Source organism: Actinomadura coerulea, assembly GCF_014208105.1.
Classification (GTDB): Bacteria; Actinomycetota; Actinomycetes; order Streptosporangiales; family Streptosporangiaceae; genus Spirillospora; species Spirillospora coerulea.
The window spans coordinates 4,519,073-4,537,610 of the sequence record NZ_JACHMQ010000001.1; the positions used below are offsets into that span (position 1 = coordinate 4,519,073).

General features: G+C 71.6%; 18 protein-coding genes. 4 read left to right on the top strand and 14 right to left on the bottom strand.

Annotated elements, in window-relative coordinates; genetic code table 11:
• On the bottom strand, positions 1 to 1,449 hold the full coding sequence (locus BKA00_RS20645) for a WS/DGAT/MGAT family O-acyltransferase (protein WP_185027376.1): 1,449 nt from the start codon (positions 1,447 to 1,449) through the stop codon (positions 1 to 3).
• Between the two features lie 254 nt (positions 1,450 to 1,703).
• On the opposite strand from BKA00_RS20645, the gene BKA00_RS20650 reads away from it, so the two are divergent.
• Positions 1,704 to 2,381, top strand: a complete 678-nt coding sequence (locus BKA00_RS20650; RefSeq protein WP_185027379.1) for a uracil-DNA glycosylase — start codon at positions 1,704 to 1,706, stop codon at positions 2,379 to 2,381.
• Between the two features lie 32 nt (positions 2,382 to 2,413).
• Here BKA00_RS20650 and BKA00_RS20655 read toward each other — a convergent pair whose 3' ends face one another.
• Complete coding sequence (locus BKA00_RS20655; protein WP_185027381.1) at positions 2,414 to 3,271, bottom strand: hypothetical protein; 858 nt, start codon at positions 3,269 to 3,271, stop codon at positions 2,414 to 2,416.
• Positions 3,272 to 3,404: 133 nt separating this feature from the next.
• Here BKA00_RS20655 and BKA00_RS20660 point away from each other — a divergent pair, with 133 nt between their 5' ends.
• Both BKA00_RS20660 and BKA00_RS20665 read left to right on the top strand, forming a co-directional pair.
• Positions 3,405 to 4,190 carry a lysophospholipid acyltransferase family protein gene (locus BKA00_RS20660; protein WP_185027382.1) on the top strand — a complete coding sequence of 262 codons (786 nt, stop codon included), beginning with the start codon at positions 3,405 to 3,407 and terminating at the stop codon, positions 4,188 to 4,190.
• Between the two features lie 101 nt (positions 4,191 to 4,291).
• Positions 4,292 to 5,449, top strand: coding sequence for a DUF5925 domain-containing protein (locus BKA00_RS20665; RefSeq protein ID WP_338072149.1), 1,158 nt, complete (start codon positions 4,292 to 4,294; stop codon positions 5,447 to 5,449).
• Positions 5,450 to 5,474: 25 nt separating this feature from the next.
• Here BKA00_RS20665 and BKA00_RS20670 read toward each other — a convergent pair whose 3' ends face one another.
• Both BKA00_RS20670 and BKA00_RS20675 read right to left on the bottom strand, forming a co-directional pair.
• A complete protein-coding gene (locus BKA00_RS20670; RefSeq protein WP_185027384.1) occupies positions 5,475 to 6,656 on the bottom strand; it encodes a trans-sulfuration enzyme family protein in 1,182 nt (393 codons plus the stop codon).
• 320 nt (positions 6,657 to 6,976) lie between these two features.
• Positions 6,977 to 7,759 (bottom strand): DUF2470 domain-containing protein, encoded by a 783-nt coding sequence (locus BKA00_RS20675; protein ID WP_185027386.1) that lies wholly within the window; start codon positions 7,757 to 7,759, stop codon positions 6,977 to 6,979.
• 66 nt (positions 7,760 to 7,825) lie between these two features.
• Between BKA00_RS20675 and rpsD the strand changes: the two genes are divergently transcribed.
• Entirely contained in the window at positions 7,826 to 8,431 is a 606-nt protein-coding gene (gene rpsD, locus BKA00_RS20680) for a 30S ribosomal protein S4 (RefSeq protein WP_185027388.1), read from the top strand.
• A 6-nt stretch (positions 8,432 to 8,437) separates the two neighbouring features.
• On the opposite strand, the gene BKA00_RS20685 is transcribed toward rpsD, so the two are convergent.
• From BKA00_RS20685 to BKA00_RS20730, 10 genes are all read right to left on the bottom strand, one after another.
• On the bottom strand, positions 8,438 to 8,935 hold the full coding sequence (locus BKA00_RS20685; protein ID WP_230299312.1) for a MarR family winged helix-turn-helix transcriptional regulator: 498 nt from the start codon (positions 8,933 to 8,935) through the stop codon (positions 8,438 to 8,440).
• Between the two features lie 130 nt (positions 8,936 to 9,065).
• Positions 9,066 to 10,082: a hypothetical protein gene (locus BKA00_RS20690; RefSeq protein WP_185027390.1), complete on the bottom strand. Its 1,017-nt coding sequence runs from the start codon at positions 10,080 to 10,082 to the stop codon at positions 9,066 to 9,068.
• 23 nt (positions 10,083 to 10,105) lie between these two features.
• Positions 10,106 to 11,398 (bottom strand): MCE family protein, encoded by a 1,293-nt coding sequence (locus tag BKA00_RS20695; protein ID WP_185027392.1) that lies wholly within the window; start codon positions 11,396 to 11,398, stop codon positions 10,106 to 10,108.
• Complete coding sequence (locus BKA00_RS20700; RefSeq protein WP_185027394.1) at positions 11,395 to 12,501, bottom strand: MCE family protein; 1,107 nt, start codon at positions 12,499 to 12,501, stop codon at positions 11,395 to 11,397. The genes BKA00_RS20695 and BKA00_RS20700 overlap by 4 nt, the downstream gene beginning before the upstream one ends.
• On the bottom strand, positions 12,501 to 13,586 hold the full coding sequence (locus BKA00_RS20705) for an MCE family protein (RefSeq protein ID WP_185027396.1): 1,086 nt from the start codon (positions 13,584 to 13,586) through the stop codon (positions 12,501 to 12,503). Before BKA00_RS20705 ends, BKA00_RS20700 begins: the two co-directional genes overlap by 1 nt.
• A complete protein-coding gene (locus BKA00_RS20710) occupies positions 13,586 to 14,608 on the bottom strand; it encodes an MCE family protein (RefSeq protein WP_185027397.1) in 1,023 nt (340 codons plus the stop codon). The genes BKA00_RS20705 and BKA00_RS20710 overlap by 1 nt, the downstream gene beginning before the upstream one ends.
• Entirely contained in the window at positions 14,608 to 15,687 is a 1,080-nt protein-coding gene (locus BKA00_RS20715) for an MCE family protein (RefSeq protein ID WP_230299313.1), read from the bottom strand. Before BKA00_RS20715 ends, BKA00_RS20710 begins: the two co-directional genes overlap by 1 nt.
• Positions 15,684 to 16,787, bottom strand: a complete 1,104-nt coding sequence (locus BKA00_RS20720) for an MlaD family protein (protein WP_185027399.1) — start codon at positions 16,785 to 16,787, stop codon at positions 15,684 to 15,686. The genes BKA00_RS20715 and BKA00_RS20720 overlap by 4 nt, the downstream gene beginning before the upstream one ends.
• Positions 16,784 to 17,638, bottom strand: coding sequence for an ABC transporter permease (locus tag BKA00_RS20725; RefSeq protein ID WP_179846536.1), 855 nt, complete (start codon positions 17,636 to 17,638; stop codon positions 16,784 to 16,786). The genes BKA00_RS20720 and BKA00_RS20725 overlap by 4 nt, the downstream gene beginning before the upstream one ends.
• Positions 17,638 to 18,441: an MlaE family ABC transporter permease gene (locus BKA00_RS20730; RefSeq protein WP_185027401.1), complete on the bottom strand. Its 804-nt coding sequence runs from the start codon at positions 18,439 to 18,441 to the stop codon at positions 17,638 to 17,640. The genes BKA00_RS20725 and BKA00_RS20730 overlap by 1 nt, the downstream gene beginning before the upstream one ends.
• Positions 18,442 to 18,538 lie beyond the last annotated feature (97 nt).

Sequence of the window (18,538 nt, forward strand, 5' to 3'; positions counted from 1 at the left end):
TCACGCGCGGCAGAGCGAGCGCAGCTCGTCCAGCGCGTCCACCAGGTGGTCGATGATCTCCGACGGGTCGGGGATGAGCTCGCGGCACGCGACGATGCCGACGTCCACCTTCCCGTCGTAGGAGAACACGGTGATGTTCAGGCCGCCGCTGACGTCGGTGATGACCGAGATCGGGTAGTACCCGAGCACCTTCGCCCCGCACAGGTAGAGCGGGAACTGCGGGCCCGGCACGTTGGAGATGACCAGGTTGACCGGGCGGAGCGACACCGCCGGCGCGGCCTGCAGCGCGAGCCGCGTGACCGCCGCGGCGAAGGGCGCCGGGAGCAGCCCGCTCATCTCCCGCACCCAGCCGCCCGACGACCCGGTGAACCTCCGCTTCGCCACGTCCATGTCGCGCTGGACGGCGCCGTACCGGTCGGCGGGGTCGGGGATGTGCGTGGCGAGCGGCGCCATCATGATCGAGACCTGGTTGCCCGGCTCCGCGGCCGCGCCCGCGCCGCGCCGCAGCGACACCGGGACGGCCGCGACCAGCGGCCGCTCGGGCAGCTCGCCGCGCTTGTCGAGCCACTGCCGCAGCGCCGTCGCGCACAGCGCCATGACGACGTCGTTGACGCTGCCGCCGAGCGTCCGCCGGATCTCCTTGATGTCGGCGAGCGGCAGCTCCCCGCACGCGACCGCGCGGCGCCGCCCGATCGGGTGGTTGAACGGCGTCGGCGGCGCGCTGACCCGCGGTGCCCTCGGCACCTCCGGACGGCCCAGCACGCCCTGCATCCACGACGACATGAGCCCGACGCCCGGGATGGCCGCCAGGCCCGGGACCTCGTCCAGGTACGGGGCCGCGCGCACCGCCGCCACCGCCGACCGCACCGGGTGCAGCGCGGTCCGCAGCAGCCCCGTGCCGAGCATGCTCGCGGTGCCGGGCGCGCGGGCCGGGACGGACTCGTCGGCCGGGAGCTCGCGGGGCTCGGGCGTCAGGTCGAGCAGCGCGGCGAGCGTCTCGGCGGCCATCACGCCGTCGACGGCCGCGTGGTGCACCTTCACGTAGACGGCCGTCCGGCCGCCGGCGAGGCCCTGGATGAGGACCATCTCCCACAGCGGACGGGACCGGTCGAGCGGCCGCTCGTGCAGCATCGCGACCAGGTTGGCGAGCTGCCGGTCGCTGCCGGGCTCCGGCAGGCCGAACTCGGAGATGTGCCGCTCGGGCTCGAAGTCGGGGTCGTCCTCCCAGTACGGGTTGTCCAGGCCGAACGGCACCTGGACGAGCCGCTGCCGCAGCGGCCGGGCCGCGAGGTGCGCGCGGGCGCGGATCAGCTCGGCGACGTGCGGGACGGTCAGCCGGCCGCCGGGGCACGTCCCGGGGTCGACGATGCCGAGCCCCGCGATGTGGGCATGGGTCGTCGCGTTCTCGGCATGGAGGAAGGTGGCGTCCACGGTGGTCAGCTGGGTCATGCTCTCGTCCGTCCGCTCGTCCTGCGCCGGCTTGCTCTCTAGGAGTTATGCGCTGGAAGACCGCAGGTCAATGAAGGCCGCCAGGAAGTAACAGCGACTTAACGGGACGTTTCACCCAGTTCATCGACCACTTTTCGCGGCGCTGGAGAACATTTGCCCGCGACCCGACCTGATGCGGTCAGAAGACTTCACACCATCGATTCAGCGGGCAATCGTTCACCGGCGCCAAGATCATCCCACTAGGCTCGTACCCCATGACGGCACGACCACTCTCGGAGATCGTCGAGGCGGGGTGGGCGACCGCGCTGGCCCCCGTCGCCGGGACGATCGCCGCCGCGGGCGACTGGCTGCGCGGCGAGGTCGCCGCCGGGCGCCGCTACCTGCCCGCCGGAAACCACATCCTCCGCGCCTTCACGCAGCCGTTCGACGACGTGCGCGTCCTCATCATGGGCCAGGACCCCTACCCGACGCCCGGCCACCCGGTCGGCCTCAGCTTCTCGGTCGCCCCGGACGTCCGGCCGCTGCCCGGCAGCCTCGTCAACATCTTCCGCGAGTACGGCGACGACCTCGGCCACCCGCCGCCGTCCAACGGCGACCTCACCCCCTGGACGCGGCAGGGCGTCTGCCTGCTCAACAGGTCGCTGACCGTCATGCCGGGCAAGCCGGGCTCGCACCGCAACAAGGGCTGGGAGGAGGTCACCGAGCAGGCCATCCGCGCCCTCGCCGCCCGGGACCGCCCCCTCGTCGCCGTCCTGTGGGGCCGCGACGCCCGCAACCTCAAGCCGCTGCTCGGCCGCGTCCCCTGCGTCGAGTCGGCCCACCCGAGCCCCATGTCGGCCGACCGCGGCTTCTTCGGCTCCCGCCCCTTCTCCCGCGCCAACCAGCTCCTTGAACAGCAGGGCGCGCCGCCGGTCGACTGGAAGCTGCCGTAACTCCCAGGGGTGACACCCTGGGGCCGGCACGGCTACTCCTTGGGGAGCTTGCGGAGGAAGAGCGCGAACTCGCCGGCGCCCTCGGTCGCCGCGTCCGGGGAGAGGGGGGTGAGGCGGCGCTCGCCGTGGCTCCAGTAGACGCCGGGGGCGCAGGGGTCGTCGGCGTTGGCGTGCATCTCGCGGACGACGTCGGCGAATATCGGCAGGACCTCGCGGACGGCCGTGGAGGTGATCGGGTACAGCAGCAGCGTGCTGTGGCAGGGGACGCCGACCAGGGCGCCGTGCTCGTTCTGCCTCGGCACGAACTGGTGGACCTCGCTGAGCAGCGCCGACACATAGCGGCTGCCCGGCTTGCCGACGACGCGGACGTTGCGGCCCGGCAGGAGCGGCTGGTCGTGCACGGACACGTCGGCCAGCTCGCGGTCGTGGGTGTTCGTCATCACGTAGCCGAGCTTGTGCAGGCCGAGCAGGCCCGCGCGCGCCTTGGTGAGGGGACCGCCGTAGCGGGGGTGCTCGATCATCACCATGGCGTCGAAGTGGTCGCCGGCGGGGACGACGACGAGGCCCTCGCGGTCGCGGGGGTCGAGCTTCGGCACGATGCGCAGGCGCAGCAGCTCCCGGACGTCGCCGAACAGCTCCATCTCGCCGACGGCGAGGAACGCGCGGTCGCCGACCTCGCGGACCCACTCGTCCACCACCTTCGGCCACGCCGAGCGGGGCTCGCGGGCGCAGCGCTCCAGCACCGTCCAGCTGGAGGCCCGCGCCTCCGACCGGCCCACGGGCAGCACCACCTCCGAGGTGCCGTGATCGAACCAGGCGCTGGGCGCCAGGGCGGGCAGCACGTCGCGGATGAGCGCGTGCACGTCCGCCGCCGCGTCCAACGGTTCCATGGGGCTCATCCTCCCTCAGCCTTCGGCGGATCAGTTGCACACCCACCTTCTCAGGTTTGGGCCCGGTTGTGCGATGCATCGCGATCCCCGCCTCACACTCGCTGATCAGGAGTTGCTCAAGTACGGTGCCTACATGCGCGAACTCGTGTACCCACCGGTGATCAAGACGGCTCTCGGCGTGTTCAAGGCCCTGAACATCAGAATCCGTCTGGAGGGGACCGACCAGATTCCCAGTACCGGCGGCGCGGTGCTCGTCAGCAACCACGTCAGCTACCTCGACTTCATCTTCGCCGGCCTCGCCGCGCACCCGGCGGGCCGGCTGGTGCGGTTCATGGCGAAGAAGGAGATCTTCGACAACCGGATCGGCGGGCCGCTGATGCGCGGCATGCACCACATCCCGGTGGACCGCAACGCGGGCGCCTCCTCCTACGCGGCGGCGCTCAAGGCGCTGCGCGGCGGGGAGATCGTCGGGGTGTTCGCGGAGGCGACGATCAGCCGCTCGTTCACGGTGAAGGACATCAAGAGCGGCGCGGTGCGGATGGCGGTGGCGTCCAAGACGCCGCTCATCCCGGTCGCGCTCTGGGGCCCGCAGCGGATGTGGACCAAGGGCCGCAAGCGGCGGCTCCTCCAGCGCAACGTGCCGGTGACGATCATCGTCGGCGAGCCCATGTACCCGAAGCGCGGCGACGACTACGAGCAGGTCACCCGCGACCTGCACGCCCGGATGGCGGAGCTGCTGGAGAAGGCGCAGCGCGAGTACCCCGACGTCCCGCGCTCGGACGAGACGTGGTGGCAGCCCGCCTACCTCGGCGGCTCGGCGCCGACGCCGGAGGAGGCGGAGAAGCTCGACCTGGAGGAGGCCGAGGCGCGCAAGGCCGCGCACGCGGAGCGCGAGGCCGGGGAGGGCGGCGGCTCCTGATCGGCGCCGGGGCCCCGGCGAACGGCGCCCCGGGCCCGCCGCGCGGCGCGTCCGGCTAATTCGGTGGACGCGGCGCGCCGCGGGGCGTGATCATCGGTGTCATGACCATGTCGCAGGAGAGGCCGCAGGAGGTCCTGCATCTGATCGAGCCCCGGGAAGGCGCCGAGGCGCCGGAGCCCGCGCTGCCCGTGGTCTTCAACCTGTCCGACAACAACTCCCCCGCCGACGTGATGGACGTGCTGTCGCTGCGCCCCTTCGCGTCCGGGGAGCAGCCCTGGTCGCGGTCGACGCGGCTGGAGAACGTCCGGACGGAGGCGCCGCTGCGCCCGGCCGACGCCAGGCTCGTGCGGGTCGCGCACGAGAAGGGCAAGGAGTCGGTGCTGTCCGAGGGCGACGGCTGGACGCTGCTGAGCAACAGGTGGAAGAGCGGCATCGCCTACGTGGCGGTGTCCGCGGTGACCGACGAGCTCGCCGAGAGCGTCCTGGCGGCGTCGGTGAAGGACGCGACCGAGCCGCCGAAGGTGGACGAGACCAGCGTCGAGATGGGCTTCTGGCACATGGGTGCGCACGGCCCCGTCCGCAGCGAGCGCGCCATCACCGCCGACGCGTGGGCGGACATCCGGCGCAACTACACCGCGCCGGTCGCCGAGGCGCTCGACTCGGTGATGAAGCTCACCCGCGAGGAGGTCTCCGGGCGGCTGCTGCTCCTGCACGGCCCGCCCGGCACCGGCAAGACCACCGCGCTGCGCGCCCTCGCCCGCTCCTGGAACGACTGGTGCCAGTCCGACTGCGTCCTTGACCCCGAGGCGCTGTTCGGCACGCCCAGCTACCTGATGGAGGTCGCGGTCGGCGACGACGAGGACGAGAACCGCCGCTGGCGGCTGCTCATCCTGGAGGACTGCGACGAGCTGATCCGCGGCGAGGCCAAGCAGTCGACGGGCCAGGGCCTGTCGCGGCTGCTGAACCTCACCGACGGGATGCTCGGCCAGGGCCGGGACGTGCTGGTGGCCATCACCACCAACGAGGACCTCGCCATGCTGCACCCGGCGGTGGTCCGCCCCGGCCGCTGCCTCGCCCAGATCGAGGTGGGCCGGCTCACCCGCGCGGAGTCGCTCGCCTGGCTGGACGGGACGGACGTCCCCGGCGCGGAGATCGGCGCCGACGGCGCGACGCTCGCCGAGCTCGCCGCGCTGCGCAAGGGCGAGAAGCGTCCCGAAGGCCAGGACGCCCCCGCCACCGCCACCGGCTTCTACCTCTAGCACCCGCCCTGTTCCAGGACGGGCGCTAGGACGCCTTGTGCAGGGCCTGCTCGATGTCGGCCCACAGGTCGTCCGGGTGTTCGAGGCCGACGGCGAGGCGCACCGTTCCCTCGCCGATGCCCGCGGCGGCGAGGGACGCGGCGTCCAGCTGCCGGTGCGACGTGCTGGCCGGGTGCATGACGAGCGTCGCGATGTCGCCGAGCGACGGGCCGAGCGAGACCAGCTCGACGGCCTCGGAGAAGATCCGGCCCGCGTCGCGGCCGCCGGCCGGCTCGAACGCGAGGACGCCTCCGGCGCCGTCCGGCAGCAGCCGCCGGGCGGTCTCGTGCTGCGGGTGGTCCTCCAGCCCCGGGTAGTGGACGCGCGTGACCGACGGGTGGCCGGCGAGGCGGCGGGCGATGTCGAGGGCGGACTCGCTCTGCCTGGCCACGCGCAGCGGCATCGTGGCGAGGCCCCGGACGGTCAGCCAGGCGGCGAACGGGTCGGGGGAGGAGCCCAGCTCGACGGCGTGCTCCCAGACCCGCCGGTGGACGGACGGGTCGGCGAAGACGGCGGCGCCGCCGATGGTGTCGCCGTGGCCGCCGAGGTACTTCGTCGTGGAGTGGACGACGATGTCGGCCCCGTGCTCGATGGGCCTGCACAGGAGCGGGACGAAGGTGTTGTCGACGACGGTCAGCACGCCCGTCCCGCGGACCGCCTCGGTGAACGCGGGCAGGTCGGTCACATGGGTGGTGGGGTTGGCGACCGTCTCCAGGTAGAGGAGCTTCGTCGTGTCGCGGAGCGCGTCGCGCACCTCGGCCGGGTCGTCGCCGGAGACGAACGTGACGTCCACGCCCCATCGGGCGGCGAGGTCCTGGAGCAGCGCGTGGGTGCCGCCGTAGAGGGCGGCCTGCGCGATGACGTGGTCGCCGCTGCCGAGCAGTGCCGTCAGCACCGCGTTGACCGCGCCCATGCCCGACCCGGTGGCGATCGTGCCCGATCCGCCTTCGAGTTCGGTGAGCGACTGCTCCAGGGCGCGGATGGTCGGGTTGGCCATCCGGGCGTAGATGAACGCCTCGCCGGGGCCCTGGAACGCGGCGGCCAGCTCGTCGGAGGTGTCGAAGGAGAACAGGTGGCCCTGGTAGATCGGGACGCCGAGCGGGCGGCTGCCGTCGGGGACGATCACGGGCGGGTGGACGGCCCGGGTCTGCGGGTGATGTGCGGTCATGGTCCCAGCGTGCGGCGGGATCGGCGCGGCGGAAACGGCCAATCGCGACCAGTGGCCCGGTGCGCCCCCTTGCTCATGCTCGTGCTCGCACCGCGCCGGACCACCGGCCCGGCCGAAGGCGCCGCGTCCCGGCCGGCCGGTACCGTCTCGCCGCCGGTCCGCCCACCCCGCAGGGGCGAACCGGCGGTCGAGGCCGTCCGGCCGGGGAATGAAGCGGCGTCCTCGACCGGGGACACGATCATCGCTCGGGCGGGGGCCCGGCCGCCATCCGGGAGATCACTGGCATTCGGCGGGGTTTGTACGTACAGCCGCCCCGCGCACTACGGGGTCGCGCGGGCGAACAGCCTCCGGTACACGCGCCGCAGACCGTGGAGATCACTGACAGGCTCGGCGAACGGGAGCCGCACGTCGAACGACGACGGCGCGCCCGGCGGCGGCGCCGAGCAGCGCAGCCACATGCCGTACCGGTCGAGCGCGAGCGGCCGGACGGGTCCGGGCGGGACCGCCTCCGGCAGCAGCCGCGGCAGTTCGGCGCGGTGGGCGGAGTCCAGGTGCGTGAGGATGCCCGCCTCGACGGCGACGAACGGGTCGGGCGCGGCGTCCGCGTACTCCTCCGGTTCCAGGGTGGCGCTCCCCCAGGCGTCCTCGATCTCCACCTGAGCGGTTTCGAGGGCGAGGACCGTCCATTCGCGGCGGCCGTCCCGCCCGGCGCCGAGGTCGAGCAGTTCGGGGCGCGGGTGCGCGTGCGAGAGGAGCAGCGCGGCGGCCCGCAGTTCGCCGTCCGGCACCTCGCTCAGCCAGCCGTGCAGCCAGGCCCGGCCCCGGACGCGGTCCGGCAGCGGCACCGGCGCGACGTCGCTGGTCCGCAGGGTGGCGGGCACGTCGTCCTCTCCGGTCAGGGCCGCGGCGATGGGCGCGTCCGCCCGGACGAGCAGCAGCGGCCGGCCGTCCCGGTCGGTGGTGTGCGCCGGGACGGGAGCGTAGGGGACGCCGGGCGCGACGAGCACGCCGTCCGCGACGCCGTAGGCGAGGGTCCGCGCGCGCTCCGCCGCCGTGGGGCCCTGGATGGTCTGCGCGGCCTGCGTGGTCTCCGCTCGCGGCACCGTGCCTCCTTGACGTCTCAGGTTAGGCTTACCTAACTTAGGCTTACCTAACCATCAAGGAGCGTGATGAACAACCCCCGTCCCAAGGTGCGGCTCTCGCGGGCCCTCGGCATCCCGCTGACGCCGAAGAGCGTGAAGTACTTCGAGGCGCGGCCCTACCCGCCCGGCGTGCACGGCCGCGCCCGCAAGCAGGAGAGCGACTACAAGGTCCGGCTGCGCGAGAAGCAGCGGCTCCGCGCGCAGTACAACATCCGCGAGGCGCAGCTCCGCAACGCCTTCGACAAGGCCGCGCGGACGGGCGGCAAGACCGGCGAGGCCCTGCTCGTCGACCTCGAACTCCGGCTGGACGCGCTCGTCCTGCGCGCCGGCTTCGCCCGGACGATCTACCAGGCCCGCCAGTTCGTCGTGCACCGCCACGTGCTGGTGAACGGCCGCCGCGTGGACCGCCCGTCCTACCGGCTGCGGCCCGGCGACGTCATCACGGTCGCCGAGCGGAGCCGCGCGATGGTCCCGTTCCAGGTCGCGGCGGCCGGCGGCCACGCCGCCGAGGTCCCGCCCTACCTGGAGGTCCGGCACGACGCGCTGGCCGCCCGACTCGCCCGGCTGCCGGAGCGCCCCGAGATCCCGATCATCTGCGACGAGCAGCTGGTAGTAGAGCACTACTCCCGCTGACCTGCGCTAGCGCAGGTCGCCTAGTTCCTCGCGGGCGGTGGTGCGGAGGACGCGCAGCGCGTCCACCAGGACGCTCCGCTGCTCCTCGGTGAGGGGGCCCGCGAAGTGCGCGCGGAGCGTCTCGGCGTGCACGCGCAGGGCCTCGTCCAACTTCGCCTGGCCGGCCGGGGTCAGCGCCACGTTCTGGCGGCGCCGGTCGCCGGGCGCGGGCTCGCGGCGGACGAGCCCGGCCTCCTCCATCCGGTCGACGATGCGGGTCATGCCGCCGCTGGTCAGGATGAGTTCGCCGGCCAGGCCGCCCATCGACACCGCGCAGTCGCCGCCCTCGCCGGACAGCCTCAGGAGCACCTCGAAGACCGCGTGCCGGATGCCGCAGCGGCGCTCCAGCTCGCGGCCCGCGATCCGCTCCAGCACCGACGCCGCGCCCAGCAGCGCGCCGAACTCGTGCACCAGCGCGTCCGGGACGGCCATGCCCTGCCCGTCCTGCTCCGTCACGATCGACATGATGCCCCCGCCTCCGTCCGGCCGCCCCGTCATCCCGCGAGCGGCGTCACCCGCATAACGCGCGAGCGCCCCGCACGGCTTCCGTGCCGGGGCGCTCGCTCGGGACCGCGCTCGTCGGGACCGCGCGGGCTCAGTTCTTCGGCTTGCCGGTCTTCTCCGCCGCGGGCGACTTCGACGCGCCCCCGCCCGGAACGGCCGGCAACTGGTTCTGCTGGTTCTGGTTCTGGTCGTTGACGCCCGACGCGTACTGCCGGGTGACCTTCCACTTCCCGTCGATCTTGGCCAGGGCGAGGCGGAGCAGCGTCGCGGGGGCCGCGGTCGAGCCGTCCTTGGTCCGGACGTCGATGTCGACCATGACGACGGCCGTGGCGAACCTGCCGTCCACGCTGCCCACGAAGACCTGGTTCGTCTTGGAGGTCAGCGACAGCTCGGGGTTGTTCTTGAACGTCGCGCCGAGACTGGGGAGCGTGGTGCTCTTGAAGCTCTCCAGCAGGTCGCCGCCCATGAGCTTCTGGGCCTTGTCCATCTGCGTCTGGTAGTTCTGCGCGTTGTAGTTGAGCGCGACGTCGCCGTAGGCGGACGCGACCTTGCTCACCGCGTCCCGCTCGTCCTGCTCGGACGACAGGGAGCTCGCGCTCGTCCACTGCCAGATCGCCAGGCTCGCCAGCAGCGCGACCAGGACGACCACCACGACCGCCTGCACCATGCCGAGACCGAAGATGCCCGGCCGGTCCGGTGAGGACGCCGCGGCGCTCGGACGCGCCGGAGCCTTCTTCGGCGTCTCGGCCTCCTCCTCGGCCTCCTCCTCGACCTCGTCCTCCGGCGGTTCGAGGCGGGCCGGGCGCGGCTTCGGCTTGGCGGGGGCCTTCGCGGCGGGCTTGGCGGCGGGCTTCGCCGCCGCCCCGGCCGGACGGGCCGGAGCCTCGTCCGGGGCCTCCTCGTCCTCGGCGTCGAGCGCCTCCAGGACCTCGTCGAGGTCCTCGTCGTCGATGACCTCGATGACCCGCACCCGGCGCTTGCGCCTGGCGGCGGGCCGGGCGGCCCGCTCGGCGGCCTCCGGCTCGGCGGCCTCGGTCCGCTCGGGCGCCTCCTCGGCCGGGACCGCCTCGACCTCGTCGGACCCGCCCTTGGTGGTCTTGGCTGTCACTTCGGATACTCCTCGGATTGGGGTCAGTCCTTGCCCCGACGCAGTCGGGAAAGGCGGGACACCACGGGCACCGAGCCCATCATGACCCTGATCAGCACCAGAAGGGCGATGATCGGGGGAACGTACACCAGCCAGATCGGCGGTCCGCCGGAGGAGTCGCTCTCGTTCGCGGCCTTCCTGGCCTGCACGTTCCGCTGGAGGGCGGGATCGTGGGTGGGGATCGTCTCGCCCGGGTTCTTCGCCTTGTAGGGCTTCTGCTTGGTCACCGCCGGCGTGCGGCCGCCGGGGCAGGTCGGGACCTGGTTCACCGCCGGCTGCGCGCGCGGGTACTTGTACTCCAGCGTGGCGAGCCGCTTCAGCGTGACCTGGAAGACGACGTTCAGGACGGGCTGGCCCTGGTCCCTTCCGATCACGTTCTCCAGCACGACCTTGAGCTGCGGCGCCACCGCGAGCGTCTTCCGCAGGTCGTTCAGGTAGTTCGGGTCGTAGCTCCCGATGCCGAGGTTGCCGAGCATGTCCACGGCGCAGCCGAAGTCGGGACCGGTCTGGTCGAGCAGGTCGTTGACGGTGGCGAGCAGGCCGGGGCCGCGGTCGCGCAGCTCGGCGATCTGCCCGCGCACCTGGCTGAGCGCGGCCATGAGCGCGGCGAGGTTGTCGATCCCGGCGCCGAGCGAACCGCGGTTCTGGTTCAGCACGTGAGTGATGCGGCCGAGGTCGTTGGTCAGCCCGTCCAGCAGCTCGGTGTTCTGCGCGAACGTCTGGGTGAGGTCGTCGCCACCGTTGATGATCTGGCGGAGGGAGCCCTCGCGCCCGGCCCATCCGGCGGCCAGCTCCTGGCTGAGCACCTTGGCGTCGTCGGGGTCGATCGCCTTCAGGGTGTCGATGACGGCGCCGAACAGGTCGCCGTACTTCGGCGGGACCTTCGTCTGCGACACCGGGATGACGGTGCCGGGCTTCATCGGCGGGGCGCCGGCCCTGCCGGGCCCCGGCGTCAGCTCGACCACCGGCTCCCCCACCGCGGACTTGCGCGCCGCGGCGGCGGTGACCCCCTGCGGGATCTTGACGCCGCGCTCCATGTCCAGCCGGACGACGACCTTGTCCTTCGTCAGCCTCACCGAGTCGATCTTGCCGACCCGCAGGCCGAGGTAGTCGACCTCGAAGTTCGGGTGCAGGCCCGGCGAGGACTCGAACTCCACGGTGATGTGGTAGGGCCGGTCGATGAAGTCGAAGCGGACGACGTTGTTGAACGCCCACACGACCATCACCGCGGCGAGCACGCCGAACGCCGCCAGGTTGATCGTCAGCCGTCTGTTCATCCGCGCGGCTCCAGGATCTTGTCGAGGTCCGGCAGAGCGCCCTGGAGCTGCTTGGGGATCTCCGGGGTCGCGGCCTTCTTCTTCTTGGGGCTCTGGCCGAGGCCCGGGAAGATCGGCGTCCCGTCCGGCCAGACGATCCGCAGCAGCGGGTACAGCAGCAGCTGGCCGTCATAGGTGGCCCGCGGCAGCTTGTCGCTGAACTCGACCAGGCCGTCCACGAGCGCCGTGAGCCGCTTGCGGTTGTCGCCGAGCTGCTGCAGGACGGGGTCGAGGTCGCGCAGCAGCGAGCGGAACCGCTGGATGCGCCCCTCCAGCACCTTGTCGTTCAGCTCGCGGGCCGTCTTGGTGAGCTTGTCGACCATTTCGATGATCTTGTGCTTGTCCTGGTTCAGCAGCCGCGTGGTGCGTTCGAGCTGCCCGGGCGTCTCGCCCAGCGTGTCGCTGCCCCTCGCGAGGGACCGGCCGAGCCGGGCGAACCGGTCGACCGACTCGCCGAGCTCGCGGCGCTGCTCGGCGAACATCCCCAGCAGCGCGCCCGCCTGCGCGATCGTCTTGTTGAGCTTCTGCCCGTTGCCGTCCAGGGCGGTGGCGCCCGCGTTGACGACGGTCGCGACGTCGTTCCCGGCCAGGGCCTGGATCAGCGGTCCGGCCTGCCCGACGACCTGCTCGAACGCCGGCTGGACGCTGGTGTTGGTGATCGCCGCGCCGGTGGTCAGGAACGGGCCGCGGTCCATGCTCGCGCCGGGCGGCATCTGCAGGTCCACGTAGTTCTCACCGAGCAGCGAGGTCACCTTGATCTCGGCGCGGGTGCCCTGCGGGATCCTGACGCCGTCCTTGACGGCCAGCGTCGCCTTCGACCGGTAGCCGGCGAGCTCGACCTTCGTGACGGTGCCGATCGTGAGGTCGGACATCTTCACGCTGTGCCCGGCGACGAGGCCCTGCGCGTCGTCGAACGTGGCGGTCAGCGTCAGGCCGCCCTTCGGCGCGCCGGCCGTCTTGTAGGAGCAGCCGGAGACGGCGAGGGCCGCGGCCGCGGCGAGCACCAGCAGCAGCCTGCCGCCGGCGGCCGCGCCGCGCCTTCCGGAGATGACGAGCCTGCCCATCAGTTGCCTCCGTTCTGCCAGGGACAGTTGGAGTTGGGGGCGGGCAGCGGGCAGTCGGCGTCGTCGGAGTTCATCAGGCCCTTGAGCCAGGTCCGCAGGAACGCGTCCGTGGCGAACCGGATCTGCAGCGACTTGTTCTTTGGGTTGTAGCCGCCGATGAGCGCGTCGCTGATGCCGGGCAGTACGCGGATGAGCTGCGCCAGCTCCCGGGCGTTGCCCTTGAGGATCAGGGCCGTCCGGGTGAGGACCGCCAGGTCGTAGGGCAGGTTCCCCTTGTACTTGCGCAGCAGCTTGTCGCCGTTCTTCGCCAGCTCCAGAATGCCGCTGATCAGCTGCTGGAGCTCGCCCCGCTCGGAGCTCAGCACCTGGCTCGCGGTCCCGAAGTCACGGATCATGGTGCCGAGGACCTGCTCGCGCCCGCGCACCACCCCGGCCAGCCGGCTGAGGTTCTGCGCGACCTCGATGAGCTCCTTGTCCTGCCCGGCGACGTTCTCGACGAGGCGGGCGCTCTGCTCGAGGGTCGCGTTGAACTCCCTGCCGTTGCCCTTCACCGTGTCGGCGGCCGTGCCGAGCGCGGTCTGCATCTTGGTCGGGTCGAGCGCGTTGGCGAGGTTGGTGAACGAGCTGAGCGCGTCGTCCACCTCGACGGGCACGTGGGTGCGCTCGATCGGGATGACGTCCGCGGTCTCCTTGGCCTCCCCCGGCCTCCACGCCGGGTGCAGGACGAGGTTGCGCTCGCCGATCAGGTTCAGCGGGACGATCGAGGCCTGCACGCCCTTCGGCAGCGGGACGTCCCGGCGCAGATGGAACGTGACCTTCACCCGGTCGCCCTGGTTCTCGACCTTGTCGACGAGCCCCACGTCGGCGCCCATCACCTTGACCTTCGACTCCTTGTAGAAGGAGCGGGCCTTCGGGACGTAGACGACCATGGTGCGCTCGCCGCCCGCGGACGGGGCGAGCGAGCAGCCGCCGAGCGAGGCGGTCATGGCGAGGCCGAGCGCGACCGCCACGCCGCGCAGCCGGCCGCGCCCGGGGACGGAGCCGGTGCCTTCGGGGGGCCGTCCCCCGGTGCCGTCGCCGCTCATCAGTTGCCTCCCTGCGGTCGCCGCGTGGAGATCGGGCCGGCCGGCTGAAGCGGGCCGAGGCCGGTGAGGAGGCCCTCGATGTACTGGCCGTTGCCCTTGAGGTTGGCGACCTGCTGGAACGTCGGGCCGAGCAGTGAGAAGTCGGTGTTGAGCGCGTCCATGTTGGGCGCGAGCCGGGTCGTCAGCAGGTGCAGGTTGTCCAGCAGGGTGTCGAGCTCCTTCTGGTTCCTGGAGATCACGTTGGACAGCGTCCGGACGGTCCGGCTGCCCTGCCCGATCGCCGCGGCCAGTTCGCCCCGGCGCCGGACGAGCGACTGCAGCAGCACCTGGCTGGCGTCGATGATCTGACGCAGCTCCCGGTCCTTGCCCGCCAGCGTCCCGGTGATCGTCTTGCTGTTCTCGATCAGCTGCTGGATCTGCGGATAGGAGTCGTTCAGCGTCCGGGACAGCTCCTGGATGTTGGTCAGGATGCGGCCCAGCTTCACCGCGCCCGGTGACTTGATCTTGTTGATCTCGGTGAGCAGCCTGTCGACGCTGCGCTGGTCGAGCTTGCCGACGATGTTCTGCGCGCCCTCCAGCGCCTCCGGCACGGTGAACGGGACGCTGGTGCGGGCCAGCGGGATCCGCCGCCGCGACTCCGGCACGTCCGCCAGGTAGGGCTTGGAGACCGGGCCGGACAGCCGCAGGTACCGGCCGCCGAGCAGGGTCGTCGTCTGAATGTCGGCGCGGGTCTTCGGGCCGAGGTCGATCCCGGAGTTCACGTGCCAGGAGACGATGACCCTGCCGTGGGCGAAGTCGGGCTCCACGGAGGTGATCCGGCCGGACTTCACCCCGGCGACCCGCACGTCCTGGCCCTTCTTCAGCCCGGCGGTGTCGCTGAACTCCCCGCTCATCGTGTAGCCGCGGTCGAGCAGGTGCAGCTGGCCGACGGCGAACGCGAACACGCAGCCAGCGCCGAGCGCGGTCACGGTGACGATCGCGACGATCTTGTGGTTGACGTCGCGGAGCGACTTCAGCGCCATCAGCCGCCACCCCCCATCAGCATCTTCCTGAGCTTGGTGAGGTCGTCCTTGCTGGGCTGCCCCGCGCCGGGCGACCTCGGCAGCTCCATCGGGAACGGGCAGGGGCCCTGCACGACGTTCAGGCAGAGCGCGTTGGTGCGCAGGTAGTGGCCGCCGTTCGCGGACGCGAACAGCTGCCGGAGGGTCAGCGGCAGCTGCTGCACCATCTTCTCCAGCTGGTCGACGTTCAGCCGGAACGTCTCGCTGAACCTGCCGAGGTTGCCGATGATGCGGGCGAGCTGCGCGTCGTTGCCGCCGAGCACCTGGTTGAGGTTGGTGGTGACGCCCGCGACCTCCACGACCGCGCTCTCCAGCAGCTTGCGGTTGTCGGCGAAGATCCGGGTCAGCGACTCCAGGTTGTCGGCGCTGGCGGCGATCTGCCGGTCCCGTGTGGCGATGGCGTCGCTCACCGTCTCGTAGTCGTCGATCATCCCCTTGATCGTCTTCTTGCGGGCCGCGAACGTCTGCAGCAGCATGTCCAGGTTCTCGGTCAGCAGCGAGATGTTCTGCTCGTTGCCGTCCAGCGCCTGGGAGAAGGCGAACAGGATCTTGTTGAGCTGGTTCGGGTCCAGGTTGCGGGTGAGCGGGCCGAGGTTGTCGACGATGGCGCCGAGGTCGACCACCGACCTGGTGTGCGGGACGCGGTCGCCGTCGCCGAGCCTGCCCCGCTCCGTCCCGGGCTCCAGGTAGACGACCCGCTGCCCCATCACGTTCCGCCAGCGGATCGCGGCGGTGGAGTCGGAGGGCAGCCGGACCTCCTTGTCGACGGCCATCTTCACGACGGCCTTGCCGCGCACCACCTTGATGCTCTCGACCTGGCCGACGGGCGTGCCCGCCACCTTCACGGCGTCGCCCTCCAGCAGGCCGGTGACGTCGTCGAACGTGGCGGACAGCCGGTAGCGGGACTTGAAGCTCGTGCCGAGGATCTGCTGGCCGATGTAGAACGTGAGCAGCCCGGTCAGCACGACGAACACCACGAACTTCAGGACCGTGGTGTACTCGGGCCCGCGCGCGGTCTTGCCGCGCAGCAGCGGGCTCACGGCCGTGCCCCCGTCGCCGTGCGGCGCTGCCCGCCCGGCTTGCCGCCCGTGCCGGGGAGCGGCACGTCGAACGCGGTCGTCTTGGGCTTGACCGGGCAGACGTCGATGAGGATCTGGCAGATGTCCAGCGGGAGGTCGTCGCGTGCCTGGGCGATCAGGGTGCCCTCCGGGCCGGGGATGCGGATGATCTGCGCCAGCAGGCCGAAGAAACCGGTCAGGCTGTCGAGCAGGACCGGGACGTTGCGGCGCTGCCCGTTGAACACCCGCACGACCTCGCCGCCCGAGTCGATGATCTTGCCGAGGTTGCGGCCGTGCCGCTCCAGGTTCGTGCCGACCGTCTCGCCGAGCCGCGCCGACTCGTCCAGCAGCTGGGTGACCTTGTCCGGACGCTCGTTGACGACCTGGGAGAGCCGGTTGAAGTCCCCGGCGAAGCGGGTGAGGGTGTCGCCGCGCGACTCGAACGTCCCGGACAGGCCGTTGATGTCGTTCAGCAGCGACCGGATGGCGGCCCGGTCCTTGTAGGTGGCGTCGACGACGATCGCGCCGTTGTCGATCGTCCGGCGCAGCGCCGGCCCCTGCCCGGAGAGCCCGGCGCCGAACGTGTGCAGGATCGTCTCCACGTCGTCGGGGTTGATCGCCCGCGTGAGCCGGTAGGTGGGCCAGGCCGTGTCCGACAGCTCCTGCGGGTCGTTGGTCTTCGCGATGCGCCCGCCGTCCCTGAGGTAGGGGCCGGTCAGCTCGTGCGCGCCGAGGTCGAGGGCGAGGTCCTTCGGGCCGAACACCGAGACCGGCTCGACCGTCGCGACCGCCGTGTCGGCCACCCTCACGCCCTTGTCGACCCGGAGCCGGACGGTGACCCGGCCGTCGCGGTCGAGCCTGACGCTCTCGACGGCCCCGACCGCGATCCCGCGGACCTTCACGTCGGACTTGCCGGGGTCGAGCCCCTGCCCGGCGCGGCCGAACGTCGCGTCGTAGTAGGTGGAGCCCGCGTGGGACGGTGTGGAGCCGACCGCGACGAACGCCGCGGCCACCGCGATGACGCCTGCGCCGACCAGCCCGAAGACCGTCCGGGAGCGGCTCGACATCGATTCGTCGCTCATCCGGTCAGCCTCACCGTGCTGCCGTGGCCCCAGAAGATGTACGACAGGACCAGGTTCATCAGGATCATCAGGATGGTCGACTCCCGGATGGCGCGGCCGGCGGCGACCCCGACGCCGACCGGGCCGCCCGCCGCGTAGTAGCCGCGGTAGCAGTGGATGAACATGATGATGAAGGCGAACACCGCGACCTTGATGACGCTGTAGAAGACGTCGATCGGCGGCAGGTAGAGGTGGAAGTAGTAGTCGTAGATGCCGGGTGAGAGGCCGAAGTACTGGATCGTGATGAACCTCGTGGCGAAGAACGCCATGAACAGCGACACCAGGTACAGCGGCACCAGCGCGATGACGCCCGCGGCGACCCTGGTGCACACCAGGTAGGCCAGCGAGTTGATGCCCATGACCTCCAGCGCGTCGATCTCCTCGGAGATCCGCATCGCGCCGATCTCGGCGGTGAACCCGGTGCCGACCTGCGCGACCAGCGCGACCCCCGCGATGATCGGAGTGACCTCGCGGACGTTGGAGTAGCTCGCGACCAGTCCGGTGAACGCCTCGGCGCCGATGCGCTCCAGCCCGGGGTAGCCCTGCAGGCCGACCATGGCGCCGGTGGCGAGCGACATCGTCGCGATCACGAAGATCATGCCGCCGCCGATGACGAGCGCGCCCACGCCGACGGTGATGTCGCTGACCTGCTTGGCGAGGGTCTTGCCGTACTTGCGCCGGATGATGATGTCGAACAGCAGGTGGTACAGGACCCGGCCGAGGAACACCGGCAGGTCGGCCGACGCGGCGAGGCCCGCGGTGCGGCCCCTGACGGCGCGGCCCAGCTTGCGGACGGGGGATATGGCGACCATCAGAACCTCGGGGGGAAGAGGACCTGGTAGATCATGGTGAGGATGTAGTTCGTCGCGAACACCACGATCGAGGTGACGACCACGGCCCGGTTCACCGCGCGGCCGACGCCGACGGGGCCGTAGTCGCAGTTCATGCCCATGTAGCAGGCGACCGCGGCGGCGATGAATCCGAACACCCACGCCTTGAACAGCGTGATCATCAGGTCCGAGAACTGCAGCAGGGTGGTGGCGCCGTCGAAGAACGCGCCGGGGCTGACGCCCTGCTGGATGACGTTGAAGTAGTACCCGCCGACGATGCCCGCGAGGATCACCACCGAGCAGAGCAGTCCGGACACCGTGCTCGCCGCCCACAGCCTGGGGGTGACCAGGCGGTGGATCGGGTTGATGCCCATGACCTCCATCGCCGCGAGTTCGTCGCGGATGTTGCGGGCCCCCATGTCGGAGGTGATCGCCGATCCGCCCACGCCGGAGACCAGCAGGGCCGCGGCCAGCGGCGCCACCTGCTGGATCATCGCCGCGGTGAGCAGCGCCCCGGTGCCCGACTGCGCGCCGAGCTGCCGGGCGATGTCGCCCACCTGGAGCGAGATGGTCGCGCCGAGCGGCACGGCGATGAGCATGACCGGCACGCTCGTGACGCGTGCGAGGAACCAGCACTGCTCGACGAATTCGCCCCACCACTGGCGCAGGTCCCAGGTGCGGCGCAGTCCCTCGAGGAGGGTCACGCACAGCAGTCCGGTCTCGTCGAGTGCTCTCCCGACGCGTCTGCGTGCCAGGTCCGGGGCCTTGGTCAGGCTCAGGGCCATCAGCCGGTGCCCTCCCCCGGGGCGGGGTTGAGAAGGGTCACTCCAGCCTCCTTCGTGCTCGGACGTCGGCGCCCATCCGAAACACCGGATCCTGCCG

Excerpts from the sequence above, each read along its gene's own strand:
- BKA00_RS20645 (WP_185027376.1), bottom strand. The coding sequence starts at position 1,449 with ATGACCCAGCTGACCACCGTGGACGCCACCTTCCTCCATGCCGAGAAC.
- BKA00_RS20650 (WP_185027379.1), top strand. The coding sequence starts at position 1,704 with ATGACGGCACGACCACTCTCGGAGATCGTCGAGGCGGGGTGGGCGACC.
- BKA00_RS20655 (WP_185027381.1), bottom strand. The coding sequence starts at position 3,271 with ATGGAACCGTTGGACGCGGCGGCGGACGTGCACGCGCTCATCCGCGAC.
- BKA00_RS20660 (WP_185027382.1), top strand. The coding sequence starts at position 3,405 with ATGCGCGAACTCGTGTACCCACCGGTGATCAAGACGGCTCTCGGCGTG.
- BKA00_RS20665 (WP_338072149.1), top strand. The coding sequence starts at position 4,292 with ATGACCATGTCGCAGGAGAGGCCGCAGGAGGTCCTGCATCTGATCGAG.
- BKA00_RS20670 (WP_185027384.1), bottom strand. The coding sequence starts at position 6,656 with ATGACCGCACATCACCCGCAGACCCGGGCCGTCCACCCGCCCGTGATC.
- rpsD (WP_185027388.1), top strand. The coding sequence starts at position 7,826 with ATGAACAACCCCCGTCCCAAGGTGCGGCTCTCGCGGGCCCTCGGCATC.
- BKA00_RS20685 (WP_230299312.1), bottom strand. The coding sequence starts at position 8,935 with ATGTCGATCGTGACGGAGCAGGACGGGCAGGGCATGGCCGTCCCGGAC.
- BKA00_RS20695 (WP_185027392.1), bottom strand. The coding sequence starts at position 11,398 with ATGAACAGACGGCTGACGATCAACCTGGCGGCGTTCGGCGTGCTCGCC.
- BKA00_RS20700 (WP_185027394.1), bottom strand. The coding sequence starts at position 12,501 with ATGGGCAGGCTCGTCATCTCCGGAAGGCGCGGCGCGGCCGCCGGCGGC.
- BKA00_RS20705 (WP_185027396.1), bottom strand. The coding sequence starts at position 13,586 with ATGAGCGGCGACGGCACCGGGGGACGGCCCCCCGAAGGCACCGGCTCC.
- BKA00_RS20710 (WP_185027397.1), bottom strand. The coding sequence starts at position 14,608 with ATGGCGCTGAAGTCGCTCCGCGACGTCAACCACAAGATCGTCGCGATC.
- BKA00_RS20720 (WP_185027399.1), bottom strand. The coding sequence starts at position 16,787 with ATGAGCGACGAATCGATGTCGAGCCGCTCCCGGACGGTCTTCGGGCTG.
- BKA00_RS20725 (WP_179846536.1), bottom strand. The coding sequence starts at position 17,638 with ATGGTCGCCATATCCCCCGTCCGCAAGCTGGGCCGCGCCGTCAGGGGC.
- BKA00_RS20730 (WP_185027401.1), bottom strand. The coding sequence starts at position 18,441 with ATGGCCCTGAGCCTGACCAAGGCCCCGGACCTGGCACGCAGACGCGTC.